Origin of the sequence: Polymorphospora sp. A560 (genome assembly GCF_045781765.1) — a bacterium.
In the GTDB taxonomy this organism is placed as follows: Bacteria; Actinomycetota; Actinomycetes; order Mycobacteriales; family Micromonosporaceae; genus Polymorphospora; species Polymorphospora lycopeni.
Genome location: NZ_CP122282.1, coordinates 5,835,097 through 5,852,868, shown reverse-complemented (window position 1 = coordinate 5,852,868; position 17,772 = coordinate 5,835,097). Strand labels below are relative to the sequence as shown.

16 protein-coding genes and 1 pseudogene are annotated in these 17,772 nt (G+C 71.9%); 9 read left to right on the top strand and 8 right to left on the bottom strand.

Annotated elements, in window-relative coordinates; all coding sequences use genetic code 11:
- Positions 1-99: 99 nt before the first annotated feature.
- Complete coding sequence (locus tag QCD66_RS26180) at positions 100-813, top strand: TetR/AcrR family transcriptional regulator C-terminal domain-containing protein (RefSeq protein WP_364213762.1); 714 nt, start codon at positions 100-102, stop codon at positions 811-813.
- 105 nt (positions 814-918) lie between these two features.
- Positions 919-2,145 (top strand): MFS transporter, encoded by a 1,227-nt coding sequence (locus QCD66_RS26175; protein ID WP_364213765.1) that lies wholly within the window; start codon positions 919-921, stop codon positions 2,143-2,145.
- A gap of 66 nt (positions 2,146-2,211) precedes the next feature.
- On the opposite strand, the gene QCD66_RS26170 is transcribed toward QCD66_RS26175, so the two are convergent.
- A complete protein-coding gene (locus QCD66_RS26170) occupies positions 2,212-2,814 on the bottom strand; it encodes a DUF998 domain-containing protein (RefSeq protein WP_375734791.1) in 603 nt (200 codons plus the stop codon).
- A gap of 404 nt (positions 2,815-3,218) precedes the next feature.
- On the opposite strand from QCD66_RS26170, the gene QCD66_RS26165 reads away from it, so the two are divergent.
- Complete coding sequence (locus QCD66_RS26165) at positions 3,219-4,262, top strand: S1 family peptidase (RefSeq protein ID WP_407566827.1); 1,044 nt, start codon at positions 3,219-3,221, stop codon at positions 4,260-4,262.
- Here the strand turns inward: QCD66_RS26165 and QCD66_RS26160 are convergent.
- The 4 genes from QCD66_RS26160 to QCD66_RS26145 all read right to left on the bottom strand — a co-directional run bounded on the left by QCD66_RS26160 (position 4,259) and on the right by QCD66_RS26145 (position 7,940).
- Entirely contained in the window at positions 4,259-4,936 is a 678-nt protein-coding gene (locus tag QCD66_RS26160) for a hypothetical protein (protein WP_375734789.1), read from the bottom strand. The genes QCD66_RS26165 and QCD66_RS26160 overlap by 4 nt on opposite strands.
- A 60-nt stretch (positions 4,937-4,996) precedes the next feature.
- Complete coding sequence (locus QCD66_RS26155) at positions 4,997-5,641, bottom strand: DNA alkylation repair protein (protein WP_375734811.1); 645 nt, start codon at positions 5,639-5,641, stop codon at positions 4,997-4,999.
- 43 nt (positions 5,642-5,684) lie between these two features.
- Complete coding sequence (locus QCD66_RS26150; RefSeq protein ID WP_407566826.1) at positions 5,685-5,849, bottom strand: hypothetical protein; 165 nt, start codon at positions 5,847-5,849, stop codon at positions 5,685-5,687.
- 78 nt (positions 5,850-5,927) lie between these two features.
- On the bottom strand, positions 5,928-7,940 hold the full coding sequence (locus QCD66_RS26145; RefSeq protein ID WP_407566825.1) for an endo-1,4-beta-xylanase: 2,013 nt from the start codon (positions 7,938-7,940) through the stop codon (positions 5,928-5,930).
- A 374-nt stretch (positions 7,941-8,314) separates the two neighbouring features.
- On the opposite strand from QCD66_RS26145, the gene QCD66_RS26140 reads away from it, so the two are divergent.
- From QCD66_RS26140 to QCD66_RS26115, 6 genes and pseudogenes are all read left to right on the top strand, one after another.
- A complete protein-coding gene (locus QCD66_RS26140) occupies positions 8,315-9,451 on the top strand; it encodes a S1 family peptidase (RefSeq protein ID WP_375734787.1) in 1,137 nt (378 codons plus the stop codon).
- A gap of 155 nt (positions 9,452-9,606) precedes the next feature.
- On the top strand, positions 9,607-10,590 hold the full coding sequence (locus tag QCD66_RS26135) for a diacylglycerol/lipid kinase family protein (RefSeq protein ID WP_375734786.1): 984 nt from the start codon (positions 9,607-9,609) through the stop codon (positions 10,588-10,590).
- A 32-nt stretch (positions 10,591-10,622) separates the two neighbouring features.
- Positions 10,623-11,596: pseudogene (locus tag QCD66_RS26130) on the top strand (YihY/virulence factor BrkB family protein).
- Between the two features lie 77 nt (positions 11,597-11,673).
- Positions 11,674-13,170, top strand: a complete 1,497-nt coding sequence (locus tag QCD66_RS26125) for a phosphatase PAP2 family protein (RefSeq protein ID WP_364213792.1) — start codon at positions 11,674-11,676, stop codon at positions 13,168-13,170.
- 53 nt (positions 13,171-13,223) lie between these two features.
- Positions 13,224-14,036: an endonuclease/exonuclease/phosphatase family protein gene (locus QCD66_RS26120; protein WP_375734785.1), complete on the top strand. Its 813-nt coding sequence runs from the start codon at positions 13,224-13,226 to the stop codon at positions 14,034-14,036.
- Between the two features lie 319 nt (positions 14,037-14,355).
- Positions 14,356-15,081, top strand: a complete 726-nt coding sequence (locus tag QCD66_RS26115) for a hypothetical protein (RefSeq protein WP_375734784.1) — start codon at positions 14,356-14,358, stop codon at positions 15,079-15,081.
- A 156-nt stretch (positions 15,082-15,237) separates the two neighbouring features.
- Here QCD66_RS26115 and QCD66_RS26110 read toward each other — a convergent pair whose 3' ends face one another.
- The 3 genes from QCD66_RS26110 to QCD66_RS26100 all read right to left on the bottom strand — a co-directional run bounded on the left by QCD66_RS26110 (position 15,238) and on the right by QCD66_RS26100 (position 17,614).
- On the bottom strand, positions 15,238-16,200 hold the full coding sequence (locus QCD66_RS26110) for a TIGR03557 family F420-dependent LLM class oxidoreductase (RefSeq protein ID WP_375734783.1): 963 nt from the start codon (positions 16,198-16,200) through the stop codon (positions 15,238-15,240).
- 80 nt (positions 16,201-16,280) lie between these two features.
- A complete protein-coding gene (locus tag QCD66_RS26105; protein ID WP_364213800.1) occupies positions 16,281-16,430 on the bottom strand; it encodes a hypothetical protein in 150 nt (49 codons plus the stop codon).
- The gene (locus QCD66_RS26100; protein ID WP_364213803.1) at positions 16,427-17,614 is read right to left on the bottom strand and encodes a zinc-dependent alcohol dehydrogenase; all 1,188 of its coding nucleotides are present in this window, start codon (positions 17,612-17,614) and stop codon (positions 16,427-16,429) included. The genes QCD66_RS26105 and QCD66_RS26100 overlap by 4 nt, the downstream gene beginning before the upstream one ends.
- Between the last annotated feature and the right edge of the window lie 158 nt (positions 17,615-17,772).

The window sequence follows — 17,772 nt, the reverse complement described above, 5'->3', positions numbered from 1 at the left end:
GGTGTACGGCGTACACCTCTTGGAATTAAGGTAGGTGTACGCCGTACACCTGTCAAGGCGGTTATGGTTCAAACCGCCGCCGGAAGACGAGGACCGAGGATGGCTGAGCAGGTCGAGACGCTGCGTCGGACGCCGCTGAGCAGGGACCGCGTCCTGCGCGCCGCCGTCGCGCTCGCCGACGAGGCCGGGATCGAGTCCCTCAGCATGCGCAACCTCGCCCAGGAGTTGGGCGTCGTACCGATGGCCCTCTACAAGCACGTGGCCAACAAGGACGAGCTGCTCGACGGCATGATCGACGTGGTCGTCGGCGAGATCGACCCGCCGGTGGCCGGCGCCGACTGGAAACCCACCATCCGCGGCCGGATCCTCTCGGCGCGGCAGGTGCTGCTGCGCCACCCCTGGGCGGTCCTCGCGATCGAGGCGCGGAACATGGCGACGCCGGCCATCCTCGCCTACCTCGACGCGATGGTCGCGACGTTGCGGACCGGCCTGTCCGCCGACCTCGCCCACCACGTGATGCACGCGATGGGCAGCCGGATGCTGGGCTTCAGCCAGGAGCTGTTCGACGCCTCCCGAAACGCCGGCCGGTCCGGCGCCACCGACCCCGAACCGCCGGCACCCATGCCGCCGGAGGTCGCGGCCCGTTTCCCGCACCTCGCCGAGATCGCCACGGCGGCCTCCCACGACGACGAGTCGGTCGTCGGGCAGGGCTGCGACGACCAGTTCGAGTTCGAGTTCGCGCTCGACCTGCTGCTCGACGGCATCGAACGACTGCAACAGCAGGGCTGGAGATCGTCGCACCGACCCCGCTGACCCGGTCGCCCGCACCGGCCGCCGGCCCCGGTCCTCTCCGCCGGTTTCGCCGACGCTGATCGTCCTCCCGCCTAGGCTCCGAATGGTCGGGTGAGGTGAGGCGTGGTGAACAGCGCGGGTCGTGCCTCGTCAGGGGCGACGGCGTTCCGGTTCGTCCTCCTCATGGGGCTGGTCGACCTCTTCGGCGACACCGCCTACTCCGGCGGCGCGAGCATGAACGGACTGTTCCTCGCGTCGGTCGGCGCCGGCGCCGCCGTGATCAGCATCGTCGGCGGGCTCAGCGAGTTCCTGAACTACCTCACCCGTGGTGTCTCCGGTTACTTCGCCGACCGGATACGCCGGCGCTGGCCACTGGTCTTCGTGGGCTACGGCCTCAACCTGCTGGCCGTACCGGCGCTGGCCCTCGCCGGATACTGGCAGGTCGCCGCGGCGCTGATCCTGTTGCAGGGCATCGGGCGCGGGATACGCAAGCCGCTCGTCCAGGCCATGCTGTCCTACACCACCAGCCGGTACGGCAGGGGGTGGATCTACGGGGTGAACACGGCACTGGACCACACGGGGCGCACACTCGGCCCGCTGGTCGTCGCCGGAGCGCTCCTTCTCGCGGCGACGTTCCGGACGGCGTACGCGCTGCTCGTCGTCCCGGCCGTGCTGGCGCTGATCACGCTGACGATCGCGCGGATGCGGTTTCCCACGCCCGCCACGATCGAACCGCGACGCCAGCCGGTGCCGACCGAGGGGTTCACCCGGTCGTACTGGCTCTACCTGGCGGCCGGGGCGTGCTTCGCGGCGGGCCTGATGAACTTCGAGCTGATCTCGTTTCACCTGGCGAGAAGCGGGGTGACCCGCGACAGTGTGCCGCTCTTCCTCGCCCTGGCCACCGGCATCGGCGCGCTGGCCAGCCTCGGCCTCGGCCGGCTCTACGACCGCGTCGGCCTGCCCGTGGTGCTCGTGGCCGTGGTCGCCACCGCCGCGTTCTCGCCGTTCGTGTTCCTCCTGCCGGTGCACCTCGCGCTCGTCGGGATGGCGCTCTGGGGCATCGGGCAGGCGACCCAGGACAGCCTGCTCACCGCCCTCGTCGCCGGTGTCCTGCCCCGGGGACGCCGCAACCTGGCGTTCGGCCTCTACTACGCGGGGTACGGGGTGGGCTGGCTGATCGGCGCGGTGGCGGCGGGCCTGCTCTACGAACGGTCCCACCTCGCGCTGGTGGTGTTCGCGGCCGGCGCACAACTGCTCTCCCTGCCGATCTTCCTGGCCGCCCGGCGCCGTTCCGGCCGCGAAGCCGCCGGGGCCGCGTCGGCGGATGCGGGAACCGAACGCGCACCGGGCTGAACGGCGTGGACACGGATCGGTCGTCCGGCGAGGCGCCCAGCCAGTGCCGGAACCGCCGGATCGTGGCTAGTTCAGTCCGAGCGCCAGCGCGGTGAAGAGTGCGGCGAGCCAGCCCCATCCCGGGATGATGACGGCGCGCTGGATGAGGCCGAGGCGTGGTGACACCGCCTCCCACGCCGAGCCGAACCGGCCGAATCCGAGGAACAGGGCGACGGCGAGACAGCCCGAGACGATCCGCCAGGGCGTCCCGGGCAGCGTGAACGCGCCGATGGCCGCGGCGAGGGGCAGCGACAGGAAGACGACGGCCCCGGCGTGATCGTGGAGTCGGTGCTGGGTGCTGTGCTCCCTGGGTGTCCCGTCGGGGGCGCCCGGCGGATATCCGAGCATCGGATCCATCCGGAACACCCCGGACGCGACGAGAGCAAGCCCGAAGACGGCCATGACCACACCGAGCAGGATGCTCGGCCCCTGGAACACCACTCCGAGCGCACCAACCGTGATCGCGGAGCCGGAGACGACGAAGTTCGCGGTCTGGATCCAGCCCCGCCCGCCGAGCGCCAGGGCGCTGACCGGGTGGCGTACGGGCGCGTAGTTCGGCCGGCTCCAGCCGTCGACGAGGAACACCAGCACGAACAGCGCCGCTCCGGCGGCGCCTGCCCAGAAGACCACGCGATCCTTCTTCCCGCTGCGTGCCGGACTCTCCGGCGGTTCCAGTACATCGGCTGAGTTGCCGGCCGGCACAGTGCCGATGGTCATGGAGCGGGCATTTGGGGGAAGCCGACTTTCGTAGGTCGATCACCTCGGCGACAGTTTCTTTTCCAGGGCCGTTGTGTGCGAACGAGCGGTGAGGAATTGCGTGGGCGGCGGACCGCTGTGGGTGGGAAATTCTAAATGCCGTGAACCCATAACTCACCGCCGGGCAACGACTGCCCATGACAGTCGGGCGCCGGCAGGGGCGCCGGTCCGGGCGTTGGGTCTGATAATTCTATTAGCATCCGCCAATGGGTTTACGATTGCGGCGACCGATGGTTGCATGGTTGCCAGATCTTTCCTCCGCCCCACCGGGAGAACCCATGCGCAAAGCAATTCTGGCTGCCCTCCTGCTGGCCGTACCCGTCGTCGTCATGCCCGTCGCCCCGGCCGGCGCCGCGCCGGCCCAGGTGGCGTCCGCCGACCGCGCGGACGCCACCGCCAAGCTGGCCCTCGCCCTCCAGGGCCGGCTCGGCGACCGCAGCGCGGGCGCCTACCACGACGCCGCCGGACGGCTCGTCGTCACCGTCACCGACACTGCGGCCGCCGAGACCGTCCGCGCCGCCGGCGCCGAGGCCCGCGTCGTCACCCGCAGCGCCGCCACCCTGCGCGCCGCCACCGCCCAACTCGACCGGACCGCCGCCGTGCCGGGAACGGCCTGGCAGGTCGACCCCGCGACCAACCAGGTGCTCGTCCAGGCCGACAGCACCGTCACCGGCGCCCGCAAGGAGCAACTCGAAAAGGCGGTACGCGCGCTCGGCGGCGCCGCCCGGCTGGAGACCGTGCCCGGCCGCATCGCCCCCGAGATCGGCGGCGGCGACGCCATCTACATGGGCGGCTCGCGCTGCTCCATGGCGTTCGCGGTGGCCATCGGCAGCGTCCACCACTTCCTCACCGCCGGCCACTGCACGAACCTCGACACCAACTTCTACGCCAACGCGGCGCGCACCACCCACATCGGCGTACGGGCCGGCACCAGCTTCCCCGGCAACGACTACGGCCTGGTCCGGGCCACCGTCCGCCCGGTCGGCGACGTCAACATGTACGACGGCACCCGCCGCGACATCTCCTCGGCCCGCAACGCGGTGGTCGGCGAGACCGTCGGCCTGTCCGGCAGCACCAGCGGCCTGCGCCGCGGCCGGGTCACCGGCGTCAACGTCACCGTCAACTACCCGCAGGGCTCGGTGCACGGCCTGATCCAGACGACGATCTGCTCGGCCGGCGGCGACAGCGGCGGCGCGGTGTTCGCGAACAACTCGGCCATCGGCATCCACTCGGGCAGCACGGGCGGGTGCGGTGGGTCGAACCGCGCCTACCACCAGCCCGTGACCGAGGCGCTCGCGGCGTACGGGGCGCGGATCTACTAGCAACCGCCTTCCGGACCGGCATGTCGATGAACCGGCATGCCGGTCGGTCGGCTCGCCTCGGTCATGCCGTACCGCACCATGTCGTGCATGTCGTCAGCGCGTAGATCGCTCGCGAGGCCACAGTTGACGAACACCGCCAACGAACGACCGATCTGGTCGCCCGCCACGTCGGCCAGCTCCGCATCGTGTGCGGCGCGTCGTAACGCCTCCAACGCCCGCGGGTCCTTCCAGTTCGCGAGGTCGACAGCGGCCTCGCACCGGAAATCGAAATCCGCCGACTGATTCAGCAGCACCGAGCGCAGGTGCTCGGCGCGCCAGTCCCACCGCAGTTTCCCGACCAGACGCAGGCCATCCAGCAGGTCCCGAGGCGGCCGGTAGCCGTGCACTTCGACGTAGTGCACGATCATCATCGGAGCCGCGTAGATCTCCCCCCTCGGCAGGTAGTAGCGGTACTCGCCATTGCCGCTGAAGTCCGGGCAGAAGGCACAGTCGTGCCAGCCGAGCGTGATGGAGCCGAGCCGCTGAGAGGCGGTCCTGAGGCGGCGCAACTCCACGCCTGTCACCGGCGTCGCGCCCGCGCCCTGCACCCCGTGGCGGCGTCCGAGCCATCCGACAGTCAGCATCGGCAGCGGAAAGCCCAGGTAGTCGTACGGCGACAGATCGAGGTATTCCACACTGTCATCATCCGACACAACGGAGCGGCCCGACTTCCGCTGATCGAGCGGGGGCGTTTCCTACCTGTCGTGCTGCCGGCGCACCATCTCACCGATCCAGATGGGTGCGAACGGAGACGTGCAGTTGCGGGGGGTCGGGTAGTCCTTGAGCACCTCCAGGCGCTCGCCGATGTCGATCGCGCGGGCGCGGTGCCCGGGGTGCTCGATCCCGATCTGGGCCAGGCAGTGGTTCATCGCCCACTGGAGGCGGTCCGGGGCGTCCTTCATCTCCGCCTCGATGACGTCGAGCAGTCCCGCGAGGTCGAGGCCCTGGGGTTTCCTCGCCACGCGTTCGGTGGTCAGCGCCCAGCCGGCGCTGGCGACCACCGGATCCGGATCGGCGGACCACGCCAGGCGCAGTTCTTCGGCGTGCGGGTTCTTCTTCACCACGTAGTTCACGAGCCAGTCGTGCACCTTGGGGGTGCGTGCCTCGCGCAACATCACGTCCAGTTCGGCACGCTCGAACGCCTTCGGGCGGCAGATCAGGAGGGCCAGCAGGCGCGCCGCGGTGTCGTTCGTCGCCCAGAGTTGGCGGGCGAGGTCCTGCTGGGTCTTCAGCCGCTTCGCGAGCGCGCGCAGCATGCCGAGATTCACCCCGTGATCGTCGCCGTGTCTCTCGTTCACCTCGCGTGCCCTCGGGTCTTCGAGCGCGGCCAGTTCGGCCATCACCTCGGCCACCGTCGTCCCGGTCACCTCAGCCTCCCGTCCGTCAGGTGTCGAGGTGCAGCCTACGAGGAGGCCCGGCGAACCAGGCGATCAGCGAGCGGAGCGGCGGTGGCTGCCGGGTCGCCCGTTCTTCGGCGCGGCGGGCGCCGGTGACGTCGTCTCTCTCGACGATCCCGCCCGTGTCGTGCGGGGCGACCGAGTGACGCACCTGCTCTACGACGTCTCCCGGCCGTCGGCGTGACCTGCCGGTGCCGGCCCGCGATCTCGCGGGCCGGCACCGGGGCGATCAGCCGGTGGTGCAGGGCAGGTTGTTGAGGGTGAAGGTGGTCGGGGCCGGATTGCTGCCGGTCCAGTTCGCCAGGAACCCGATGTTGACGGGCGTCCCGGGGGTGATGGTGCCGTTCCATGCGGCGTTCGTCACGGCCACGTTCGCGCCGCTCTGGGTGTGGTTGCCACCCCATGCCTGGCTGATCTGCTGGCCGCCGCCGAACGTCCAGCGCAGCGTCCAGCCGTTGACCGGGGCGCCGGTCACGGTGAGCCGTACGTCGCCCTGGAAGCCGCCGGGCCACTGCCCGGCGACCGCGTACGTCACCTGGCAGATGGTGCCGGGCGGCGGTCCGGTGGTCGGCGGGGGCGTCGTGGGCGGAGGAGTCGTCGGCGGGGGCGTGGTGGGCGGGGGAGTCGTCGGCGTCGGGCTCGGCGTCGTCTCGATCTTCGACGGGTCGACCACGCCCCAGTACGCCGGCTTGGCCTGCAGCCGCTCGTCGAACAGCAGCGGCGCGTCGTTACGGGTGACCGGGAACGTGTCGAGCCAGGTGTCGTCGTCGGCGAGGCCCCACAGCGTCACCGAGGTGATCTCGCTGGCGTAGCGCCGGTAGAGGTCGAACAGGTCGCGGTAGCGGTAGGCCTGCTTGAGCAGCCGGTCGCGGGGCGGGGTCGGGAACGACTCGGAGTTGTTGGTGTAGATGCTGATGTCCATCTCGGTGATCTGCTGGTCGACGCCGAGCGGGACGAACTTGGTCAGCATCGCCTCGGTCTCGCTGATCGACGGCCAGTCGATGTTGACGTGCATCTGGTGGCCGACGCCGTCGACCGGCACGCCCTCGGCCTTGAGTTGGGCGACGAGGTTGTAGAGCTTGTCGCGCTTGCTCGGCACGTTGGTGTTGTAGTCGTTGATGTAGAGCTTGGCGGTCGGGTCGACCTGGCGGGCGACGCGGAAGGCCGTACGGATGTAGTCCAGGCCGGTGATCTCGAACCAGCGGCTGCGCCGCATCCCGTCGGACTGGTTCTCGTCGATGACCTCGTTGACGACGTCCCAGGCGCTGATGTCGCCGGCGTAGTGGCCGGCGACGCCGCGGATGTGGTCCTCCAGGCGGGACAGCAGCAGGGCCTTGTTGGCCGGGGTGGCGGTCATGTCGTTGCCGGCGGCGTCCTTGAACACCCAGTCCGGGGTCTGCTGGTGCCAGACCAGGGTGTGGCCGCGTACCTCCATGCCGTTCGCCTGGGCGAAGGCGACGATGCGGTCGGCGTCGGTGAACCGGAAGGTCCCCTCGGTGGGTTGGGTGGCGTCCCACTTCATCGCGTTGCCGGCGGTGACCGAGTTGAAGTGCCGGCGCAGCAGCTGGGCGTGGTTGCCGATGAGTTGTGCCGGGCCGACGGCGGCACCGACCGGGAACTCGTCGACGACGTCCTTGACCGGCGGGATGTCGGTCTGGATCGGCAGGCTCGGTTCGGCGGTCAGGAGGAAGTCGTCGATGTGGAAGGAGGCGGTGCCGCTGGCGGTTTCGACGTAGGTGGTGAGGAACTCGACGTCGGTCGCCAGGGTGTACTGGCCGCGCAGGTTGACCCAGCCGCCGGAGGTGACCGCGGTGTTGCCGACCACCTGGTCGTAGGTCGGGGTGCCGTCGGTACGGCGTTCGACGCTCAGTCTGGCCTGTGTGGACGGTTCGCCGGCGGCGAGCCGGACCCAGACCGACAGGGTGTAGCGGGTGCCGAGTTCGACGATGTCGAGCAGGTCGCGGACCGGGCCCTCCCAGCTTCGGGTACGGCCGGTGACGGCGAGGCTGCGGGTGCCGGCGTGGGCGGTGGCGGTGCTGGAGGCGACGGTCTCGTCGGCGCGGGGTGTCCAGCCCTGGCTGGTGCCGTCCTCGAAGTCGTCGCCGAGGACGACGAGTGGGCTGCTGGCCTGCGCCTGCGGGGCGGTGACCAGCGGTACGGCGACGGCGAGTGAGGCGGTGAGCGCCAGTGCCAGGAAGCCGATCGGGGCGTACGTCGCCCGGCGCATCCGTAATGCGCGCATGTGGTGGCCTTTCTGGGTCGGTGCGGGTGCGCGCGGTCCGGCACGGCTGCCCGGGCGTGCTCAGTGCGCGGTGGAGTCCGGCATGGCCCGGGCATGCCGTGGAGGGGCTCGGTGCCGCGTGCCGGCTCCCGGGGCACGCGGCCGGTGCTCACGCACGTCGAGCCGCCACGATGGAGATCGATGCTATGGGGGTCGGCGGTGCCGCGTCAATGTCCCGCCGGCACCGGCCGGCGATGATCGTATGACGCGAAACATATGTATTCGCGTCGATTGATTCGGTCTACGTTTATGGCACCTGACGGCGTCGCAACACCGCTCCGGCCAGCGGAAACGGTGCTGCGTGCATTCCTCACCCCCGACGAAGGGACCCGTCAATGCCTCGCAAGATCGCCTCGGCCGCGGCGGCCGGCGTACTCGCCGCCGGCTTCCTGGCCACGCTCCACCAACCCGCGCTCGCCGCGCCGGTCGACGCCCCCGCCGCGGACGCGGTCTCGGTCGAGATCCTCGCCGCCATGCAGCGCGACCTCGGCCTCACCGCCCCGCAGGCCGAGGCCAGGCTCGCCGCCGACGCCAAGGCCGCCCGCACCGAGCAGTCGCTGCGCGGCACGCTCGGCGCCAGCTACGGCGGCACCTGGCTCGCCGCCGGCAACGAGGTCGTCGTCGGCGTCACCGACGCCGCCGCGGCCGAGCGGGTCCGCGCCGCCGGCGCCACCCCGCGCGTCGTCGCCGCCAGCGAGGCCGCGCTGACCGCGGTCAAGGACGGCCTCGACGCGCACGGCACCGGAGCGCCGAAGTCGGTCACCGGCTGGTACGTCGACGTCACCACCAACACCGTCGTCGTGGAGGCGCTGCCCGGCGCCGCCGCCGAGGCGGCCGGCTTCGTCGCGGCCAGCGGCGTCAAGGCCGACCGGGTACGCGTCGACGCCACCGCGCAGGCCCCGCAGCCCTACTACGACGTACGCGGCGGCGACGCCTACTACATCGGCGGATCGCGCTGCTCGGTCGGCTTCTCCGTCGTCGGCGGCTTCGTCACGGCCGGCCACTGCGGCCGCGCCGGCCAGGCGGTCAGCGGCTACAACCAGGTCGCGATGGGCACCATCGCCGGCTCCTCGTTCCCCGGCAACGACTACGGCTGGGTCCGCACCAACAGCAACTGGACCCCGCGCGGCATCGTCAACCGCTACAACGGCACCAACGTCGCCGTCCGCGGCTCGACCGAGTCCGCCGTCGGCGCCTCGATCTGCCGCTCCGGCTCCACCACCGGATGGCGCTGCGGCACCGTCCAGGCCAAGAACCAGACGGTGAGCTACCCGCAGGGCCAGGTCGGCGGCCTCACCCGCACCAACGCCTGCGCCCAGGGCGGCGACTCCGGCGGCTCGTGGCTCAGCGGCAACCAGGCCCAGGGCGTGACGTCCGGTGGCTCCGGCAACTGCACCACCGGCGGCACCACCTTCTTCCAGCCGCTGCGGGAGATCCTCAGCGTCTACGGCCTGACCCTGGTCACCTCATAACCGCAACACCGCGCAGAGGGCCGGCACGCCATGGCGTGCCGGCCCCGTGCCGTTGTCGTCCCCCGCGCGGGCCGCGCCGAAACCGGTTTCCGGTGCGCGGATCGTCACCCCCGCTTCCACTCGCCGGCCGGCGCCCGGTGCTGCACACTGGCGCCGTGGACCGGCGAACTGAAGCGGTACGTTCCGCGGTGGTGGTCAACCCGGCCAAGGTCACCGACCCGGGCGAACTGCGTGCCACCGTCGACGGCGCGCTGGCGCGGGCCGGCTGGGCCGAGCCGATGTGGCTGGAGACCACGGTCGACGACCCCGGCGAGGGCCAGACCCGCCACGCCGTCGAGGCCGGCGTCGAGGTCGTCTTCGCCTGCGGCGGCGACGGCACCGTGATGTCCTGCGTCGCCGGGCTCGTCGGCACCGACGTGGCCCTGGCCATCCTGCCGGCCGGCACCGGCAACCTGCTCGCCGCCAACCTCGGCCTGTCGACCGACCTCGCCGCCGGCATCGAGGTCGCCGTCGAGCGCGGCCTGCGCCAGCTCGACGTCGGCCGGCTCGGCGACCGCTACTTCGTGGTGATGGCCGGCATGGGATTCGACGCGAAGATGCTCGCCGCCACCTCGGAGAAGACCAAGGCCCGCATCGGCTGGCCGGCGTACGTCGTCGGCGCGGTCCGGCACCTGCGGGACCGCCCGATGCGGGTGCAGATCCGCGTCGACGACCGGCCACCGGTACGGACCCGGGCCCACACCGTACTGGTCGCCAACGTCGGCCGGCTCCAGGGCGGTGTCACCCTGCTGCCGAACGCCGAACCCGACGACGGGCTGCTCGACGTCGCCGTGCTGACCCCGCGCACCATCCGGCACTGGCTCGCGATGGGCTGGGCGCTGGTCCGCCGCCGGGGCCGGGTGCCCAGGATGCAGGTCTACCGCGGCCGGCAGGTGTCGATCACCAGCAACCGCGAGCAGCCCCGCGAACTCGACGGAGACCTCATCGAACCCGGCCGCACCCTCGAGGCCACCGTCCGGCCGGCGGCGCTGTGGCTGTGCGTACCCCGCCCGGAGGACGCCCCCGACCTGACCGTCGACGCCGACGCCGCCGGCGAGCGCGGCGAGAAACTCGTCGAACGGGCCCAGGACCGGCGGTGAGCAGCACCCGGCTCGTACCCGAGACGCGGTGCATGGCCGACGAGGAACTGTCGGCCGACGACGCCTGGCACACGCTGCGCCGGCACGGCGGCTGGCACCTGCTGCGCGACGCGTTCATCCGGTTCCGCTACGGCGACGGGTTCAGCCACTCCCGCGCCCTGGCCCTGCAACTGTGCCTGGCCGTGGTGCCGTTCCTGATCGCCCTCGCCGGCCTGATCACCGACCTCGGCGTCGAGTCCGGCGGGCAGGTCGTCGCCGACACGGTGACCGCGCTGACCCCGGGCGCCAGCGTCGAGATGGTCCGCGAGCTGCTCACCGACGACGACCGCACCGAGGACGTCGGCGAGGTCGCCCTCACCCTGGGCATGTTCACCGGCCTGTTCGCCCTCACCACCGCGATGGCGCAGATCGAACGCGGCGCCAACCGGATCTACGGCGTCGAACGCGACCGGCCGGCGCTGCGCAAGTACGTCCGCGCCGCCACCCTCGCCGTCGGCGCCGGGCTGCCCGCCCTGGCCGGCTTCCTGGTCCTGGTCGCCGGGCGGGCGTTCGGCGACTCGGTGCAGCGCCACTACGCCTGGGGCGAACTCGCCAACACGGTCTGGAACGTGGTCCGCTGAGCCTGGTGCTGATCGTCGTCGCCGTCGCGGCCCTGTTCCGCTACGCGCCACGCCGCCGCCAGCCCGGCCTGTCCTGGCTGTTCTTCGGCGCCGGCCTCGCCACCGCCCTGTGGTGGCTGGCCAGCGCCCTGCTCGGCGTCTACGTGCGGGTCAGCGACGCGTTCGGTCAGACGTACGGCGCCCTGACCGGCATGATGGCGCTGCTGCTGTGGGCCAACCTGACCGGGATCGCGCTGTTCCTCGGCCTGTCGTTCGCCGCCCAACTGGAGGCGTTGCGGGTCGGCTCCCCGGACCCGGCCCACCCCGACCGCTGGGAACCCGACCGCGACCAGCCCGACCGTGATCGGCCGGACGGGCAGCGGCCGGTCGAAACGACCACCCCTTAGGCGCACGTCGATGTGCCCCCGGTGTACCGGGCGGCCCGATCGGGTATCGGGCTGCCAGGCATCCCAGGGAGGTAGGCGTGGGCACCGAACTCGAACCGACCAGGCGGGTCCCGTTACGGCCGCTGGAACACTTCGCCGGTCGCAGCCTCGCCGGGCTGCTCCTCGTCGTCGGCTGCGGACTCGGGTTCGGGTTGCTGCTGATGCTGGTCCGGGTCGAGTTCGGACCGCTGTACGACCTCGACCACGGCACCGCCGCCGAACTCAACCGGGTCATCTCCGAGCAGGGGCCGCTGGTCACCGTACTGCGGGCGATCACCGACCTCGGCGGCCGGCCGATCATGCTCTGGCTGGTCTCGGTGGCCGTCGTCGGCCTGCTCATCCGCCGCCAGCCCCGGCTGGCGATCTACCTGGTGGTCGCCGGTGCCGGCGCCCTGTTCCTCGACCCGGCCCTGAAACTGCTCGTCGGCCGGCTGCGTCCCGCCGTCGAGGTGACGCTCGCCGGCTCGGCCGGCAACAGCTTCCCCAGTGGACACGCGCTCGGCTCCATCGTCGCGTACGGCGCGCTGCTGCTGGTCTTCCTGCCCGCGCTGGCGCCGCGCTGGCGCCGGCCGGCGATCGCGGTCGTGGCCACCGTCGTCTTCCTGATCGGGTTCACCCGCGTCGCGCTGGGTGTGCACTTCGTCAGTGACGTGATCGCCGGCTGGCTGCTCGGGCTGGCCTGGCTCGGCGTCACCGCGTACGCCTTCCGGTTGTGGCGACTGGAGGTCGGCCAGCGGGTGCCGCACCTGATCGAGGGCCTCGAACCCGAGGCGGCACACGAGATCGCCCCCGCCCCCGACGAGGAGAAGATCCTGCCGAAGGCCCGGCTGGGCATCGCCGAGATCATCACCGGCTGGGTGCTGGTCTTCGGTGTCCTGTTCGGGTTCGGGATGCTGGTCAGCTACCACGCCGACGACACCTTCGTCGACCGGATCGACACCGCCGTCCCGCAGTGGTTCGCCGACCACCGCACCCCGGCACTCGACGACTTCAGCCACTGGTGGAGCAAGGCCGGCGACACCCACGCCATCCTGCTCGTCTCGCTGGTCTTCTGCCCGCTGGTGCTCGCCGTCTGGCGGCGCTGGCGGCCGGTGGTCTTCGTGGCCCTGACCATGTTCGGCGAGCTGACCCTCTTCCTCGCCACCGCCCGCGCCGTCGACCGGCCCCGGCCGCCGGTGGAGAACCTCGACGGCCCGATGCCGACGGCGTCGTTCCCGTCCGGCCACATCGCCGCGACCATGTGCCTGTGGGTCGCCATCGCCGTGCTGGTCTGGCCGCGTACGGGCCGGGTGCTGCGCTGGCTCGCGGTGGCCGCCGCCGTGATCATGCCGGTCGGGGTCGCGGTGTCGCGGATGTACCGGGGCATGCACCACCCGAGCGACTTCGTCGGCGCGATGCTGCTGACCGGGCTGTGGATCGGGCTGCTCTACTGGGTGGTCCGCCCCAACGCCGACGTGCACGCCGGCAACGAGCCGGCGACCCTGCCCGACGACGACACCGTCTCCGCCGAACTGGAGACCGCCGGCAGCCGCTAGCGCGGCGCGCGGGTCGGGGGACCCGGGCCGGGCCGGCGTGCGACGGTGGAGGCATGGCCGTGCGGGCGATGACCTACAACATCAGGACCGGCGGGTACGACGGCGCCGACCAGTCCCGGCTCGCCGGGGTCGCGGCCGTCGTCGACCGGATACGTCCCGACCTGCTCGCCCTGCAGGAACTGCGCGGCTTCGACCGGCGCCGGCTCGCCGGGCTGGCCGAGAGTTGGGGGATGACCGGGCACCTGGCCCGGTCGGTGTCCGGCCAGCCGGTCGCGGTCCTGGTCCGCCCGCCGGCCCGGATCGTGGCGGCCGGTTCGGTGCACCGGCCGTTCCACCACGCCGCCGCCCGGGTCACCGTCGCCACCGACCGCGGCCCGCTGACCGTACTCGGCACCCACCTCCAGCCGTACTCCGGCGGGTGGCGGGTGCGTGAGGCCGGCTGGCTCACCGCGCCGGCCCGCCCCCGGCGGGGGACCGGTGGGGTCCCGATGGTGCTGCTGATGGGCGACCTCAACTCACTCGACCCGTGGACCGACCACCGGGAGCGGATCGAGCGCCTGCCGCCGGCGTACCGGGGGCGGCACCTGACCCGTGGCGCGGTCGACACCCGGGCGGTCGCCGCGCTCGACCGGGCCGGGTTCGTCGACCTCTTCCGCCTGGCCGGGACGGGCGAGGTGACGCATACGGCGCCGACGACGCGCGGTGGTGGCGCGGAGTTCTCCGGCATGCGGCTGGACTACATCCTCGGCACGGCACCGGTGGCGGAGATGGCCCAGGAGTGTCGAGTCGTCACCGGCGGCGACACCGAATGGGCCTCCGACCACTATCCCGTGATCGCCGACCTCGACCTGTCCCCGGTCGGCTGACTGCGCATGGCGGGTCGGTTCGGCAGTGGTGAGCCGACGCATCCGAGCACTACAGGCCGAAGCCGCGAGGCACCCGTCCCCGCCTCAGCTCTACCGACGCCTCGAAATCCCACCATCAACCACTTGGCACACCGCAGGAGCAGAGGCACCTGTGATCGTCTGCTGCCCAGCAGCTCGACACGCCGTACGGACAACAGCGGAACAACTAACGATCACCACGCACCGCCGCACCACAGGAGCGTCGGGCGGGCAGGACGCCGCCGGTCGGCTATCCGATCTTGGTCGCACGACCCTGGTACGGCCTGACTATCGTGCTGACGTGACCCGCCGCCGTAGCCCCCGCCCGCCCGTCCGGGCCACCCCCGACCCTGAGGTGCCCGCCTGGATCCGGTGGCCGGTCCGGCTGCTCGCCCTGGTGTTCGTCGTACCGGTGCGGCTGGGCTGGGCGGCGCTGGTCGCGTTCGGCCGGTTCGTGCTCAGCCCGGTCGGCCGGTTCCTCTACCGCTACCTGCTGCGCCCGCTCGGCTGGTTCCTCGACCGGGTCGTCTGGCGCCCGCTGTGCTGGCTGTTCGTCAACCTGCTGTGGCGGCCGCTGGGCTGGCTCGGCCGCTATCTGCTGGTCGTGCCGATCCGGTGGCTGTTCCGGGTGTTCCGGCCGGCACTGCGGGCCGTCGGCCGGGCGCTGCTCGCCGTGGCCCGCTGGATCGGTCGAGGGCTGCGGGCCGGGTGGCGGGTGGTCCGTCCGGGCGTCGTCCTCGTCGCCGCCGTGCTGTGGGCGGCCGTGGTCTGGGCCTGGCGGGCCGTCGGCGTGGTGCTCGGCCTCGTCTACCGGCTGCTGCTGCGACCGGTCGGGCTCGCGCTGCGGTGGCTGTGGCGGCACACGGTGGTGCCGGTCGCGCGGGCGGTCGGCTGGCTGTGGCGGGCGACCGTCGTCCCGGCCGGTTGCTGGGTGCGCGACACGATCTGGCGGCCGGCCGCCGCCACCGCCCGTGGCGTGCTGGTCGCGCTCGGCCTGCGCCGCCCCGATCCGAGATCGGGCCGCTGACCGGCCGGCCCGCCCCGACCGGTGTGGCGGCCGGCGCCTAGAACAGCATGTTGACCAGCACGGTCAGCACGATCGACGCGAGTACCGAGAACAGGATCATCAGCAGGCAGCCCAGCCCGCCGCCGAGCGGGCGTATCTCGACGTTTCCGATCCGCATCACAGCTCCCGCAGTCGCGGCACGAGTTCCCGCTCCGCCCAGTCGAGGAACATCGGCTGGCTCGCCCCGCCGACCTGGACCACCGCCACGTGGGTGAAGCCGGCGTCGACGAACCGCTTGAACGCGGTGACGTGCCGCTCGAGGTCGGGCCCGCACGGGATGGAGGACGCGACGTCCTCTTCCCGGACGAACCGGGTCGCGCTCTCGAACGACTCCGGGCCGGGCAGGTCGGCGTTGACCTTCCAGCCGAGGCCGAACCAGCGGAACTGGTCGTGCACGATTCGGCGGCACTCCTCCTCGTCCGGGCCGTAGCAGATCGCGACCTGCCCGTACCGGGGCTTGCCGGCCCCGCCGGCGTCGTCGAACAGGGCGATGACCTCGGGGTCGGGCTCGGTGGCGATGAGACCGTCGGCGTACGAGCCGGCGAGTTCGCACGACGCCGGGCCGGAGGCGGCCACCGCGATCGGCACCCGGTCCGCCGGCCGGTCCCACAGGTACGCCTCGGGCACGTCGTAGTACTCGCCGGAGTACGACAGCGTCTCGCCGTCGAGTAGCGGCGGGATGATCTGCAACGCCTCCTCGAACATCTCGTGCCGCTGCCGTACGTGCGGCCACGCCCCGACGACGTGCTCGTTGAGGTTCTCGCCGGCGCCGAGCCCGAGGGTGAACCGGCCGTCGGAGAGCACCCCGACGGTCGCCGCCTTCTGCGCCACGACCGCCGGGTGGTAGCGGCGGATCGGGCAGGTCACGAACGACATCAGGTCGATGCGCTGGGTGGCGTGGGCGATCGCGCCCAGCACCGACCAGGCGTAGGGGGAGTGGCCCTGGGACTCCAGCCACGGGTAGTAGTGGTCGGAGACGACGGCGTGGTCGAAGCCGGCGTGCTCGCTGCGCACCGCGTAGTCGACGAGTTGCTTCGGCGCGGTCTGTTCGGACATGAGGGTGTAGCCCACGGCGACCATGCGGATCCCTTCCACGGCATTCTTGCCGACCGTGGTAACCGGTCGTGGCCGTGGCAAACCTGTGCGCCGTACCCGGGTTGTCAGATCCGGCGCCGGCGCAGGCCGGGCTCGCGGCGCAGCGTGCGGCGTACGGGCCGGTCCCCGGCCGTGGCGCGGACCGGCCGGTCCGGGGCGGGCGGCGGCACGGTACGCGGCGCCGGGGTCGGGTCGGGCGGGTTCGTCGTCGTCATGGGCGCAACAACACCTTCACTACTCCGTCCTCCTTCTTCTGGAACATCTCGTAGCCCCTGGGGGCGTCGGCCAGGGGCAGCCGGTGGGTGGCGAAGTTGTCCACGCCGAGCGGGTCGTTGTCGGCGGTGACCAACGGCATGATGTCGTCGGACCAGCGCCGCACGTTGGCCTGCCCCATCCGCAGCGTCACCTGCTTGTCGAAGAGGGTGAGCAGCGGCAGCGGGTCGGCGGTGCCGCCGTAGTCGCCGATGACCGAGATGGTGCCGCCGCGCCGGACGATGTCGCTGGCCAGGTGCAGGGCGGCGAGCCGGTCCCGGCCGGCGCGGGCCATCAGCCGGGAGCCGATCGAGTCGGGCAGGGTGCCGGACATCCGCTGGGCGACCGTGCCCATCGGGTCGCCGTGCGCCTCCATGCCGACCGCGTCGACGACCGAGTCGGGGCCACGGCCGTCGGTGCGTTCCCGGATGGCGTCGGCGATGCCCTCGTCATAGTCCTGCAGGTCGAGTACGTCGATGCCGTTGCGGCGGACCCGGTCGACGCGTGCGGGGACCAGGTCGACGCCGATCACCTGGCCGGCGCCGCGGTGCCGGGCGATGCGGGTGCACATGTCGCCGACCGGGCCGAGGCCGAGCACGACGAGGCTGCCGCCGGGCGGTATCGCCGCGTACTCCACCGCCTGCCAGGCGGTCGGGAGGACGTCGGACAGGTAGACGAACCGGTCGTCGGGCGGGCCGTCGGGGACCTTGATCGGGCCGTACTGGGCCTGCGGCACCCGCAGTAGTTCGGCCTGCCCACCCGGGATCTCGCCGTAGAGCTTGGAGAAGCCGAAGAGGGCGGCGCCCATGCCGGTGTTGCGGACCTGGGTGACCTCGCACTGGGTCGGCAGGCCGAGGCCGCACATGTAGCAGTGGCCGCAGGCGATCTGGAACGGGACGACCACCCGGTCGCCGGGGGCGAGGTTGGTGATCTCGTCGCCGACCTCCTCGACCACGCCCATCGGTTCGTGGCCGAGGATGTCGCCCTCGCCCATGAAGGGACCCATGACCTCGTACAGGTGCAGGTCGGAGCCGCAGATGCCGGTGGAGGTGACCCGGATGATGGCATCGGTGGGCTGCTGGATCGCCGGGTCGGGCACCGTCTCCACCCGTACGTCGCGCTTGCCGTGCCAGGTGACTGCTCGCATCTGTTGGCCTCCGGGGCTTCGCGGACGCGGCGGCTTACCCGGTGTGCGGTCCGGGTAACGTCGACGGGCACTTAACCGGTTGACTTGATTGATGTACGTGCCTAGTCTGATGCGAGCCGCAGGGAGCCGGTTGGCAGTTGTCGGGCAGCGACTGCCAG

Bases quoted from the DNA above. Each gene is read 5' to 3' on its own strand.
- QCD66_RS26140 (WP_375734787.1), top strand. From the start codon at position 8,315: ATGCCTCGCAAGATCGCCTCGGCCGCGGCGGCCGGCGTACTCGCCGCC.
- QCD66_RS26155 (WP_375734811.1), bottom strand. From the start codon at position 5,641: ATGGCCGAACTGGCCGCGCTCGAAGACCCGAGGGCACGCGAGGTGAAC.
- QCD66_RS26145 (WP_407566825.1), bottom strand. From the start codon at position 7,940: ATGCGCGCATTACGGATGCGCCGGGCGACGTACGCCCCGATCGGCTTC.
- QCD66_RS26180 (WP_364213762.1), top strand. From the start codon at position 100: ATGGCTGAGCAGGTCGAGACGCTGCGTCGGACGCCGCTGAGCAGGGAC.
- QCD66_RS26100 (WP_364213803.1), bottom strand. From the start codon at position 17,614: ATGCGAGCAGTCACCTGGCACGGCAAGCGCGACGTACGGGTGGAGACG.
- QCD66_RS26165 (WP_407566827.1), top strand. From the start codon at position 3,219: ATGCGCAAAGCAATTCTGGCTGCCCTCCTGCTGGCCGTACCCGTCGTC.
- QCD66_RS26110 (WP_375734783.1), bottom strand. From the start codon at position 16,200: ATGGTCGCCGTGGGCTACACCCTCATGTCCGAACAGACCGCGCCGAAG.
- QCD66_RS26105 (WP_364213800.1), bottom strand. From the start codon at position 16,430: ATGACGACGACGAACCCGCCCGACCCGACCCCGGCGCCGCGTACCGTG.
- QCD66_RS26120 (WP_375734785.1), top strand. From the start codon at position 13,224: ATGGCCGTGCGGGCGATGACCTACAACATCAGGACCGGCGGGTACGAC.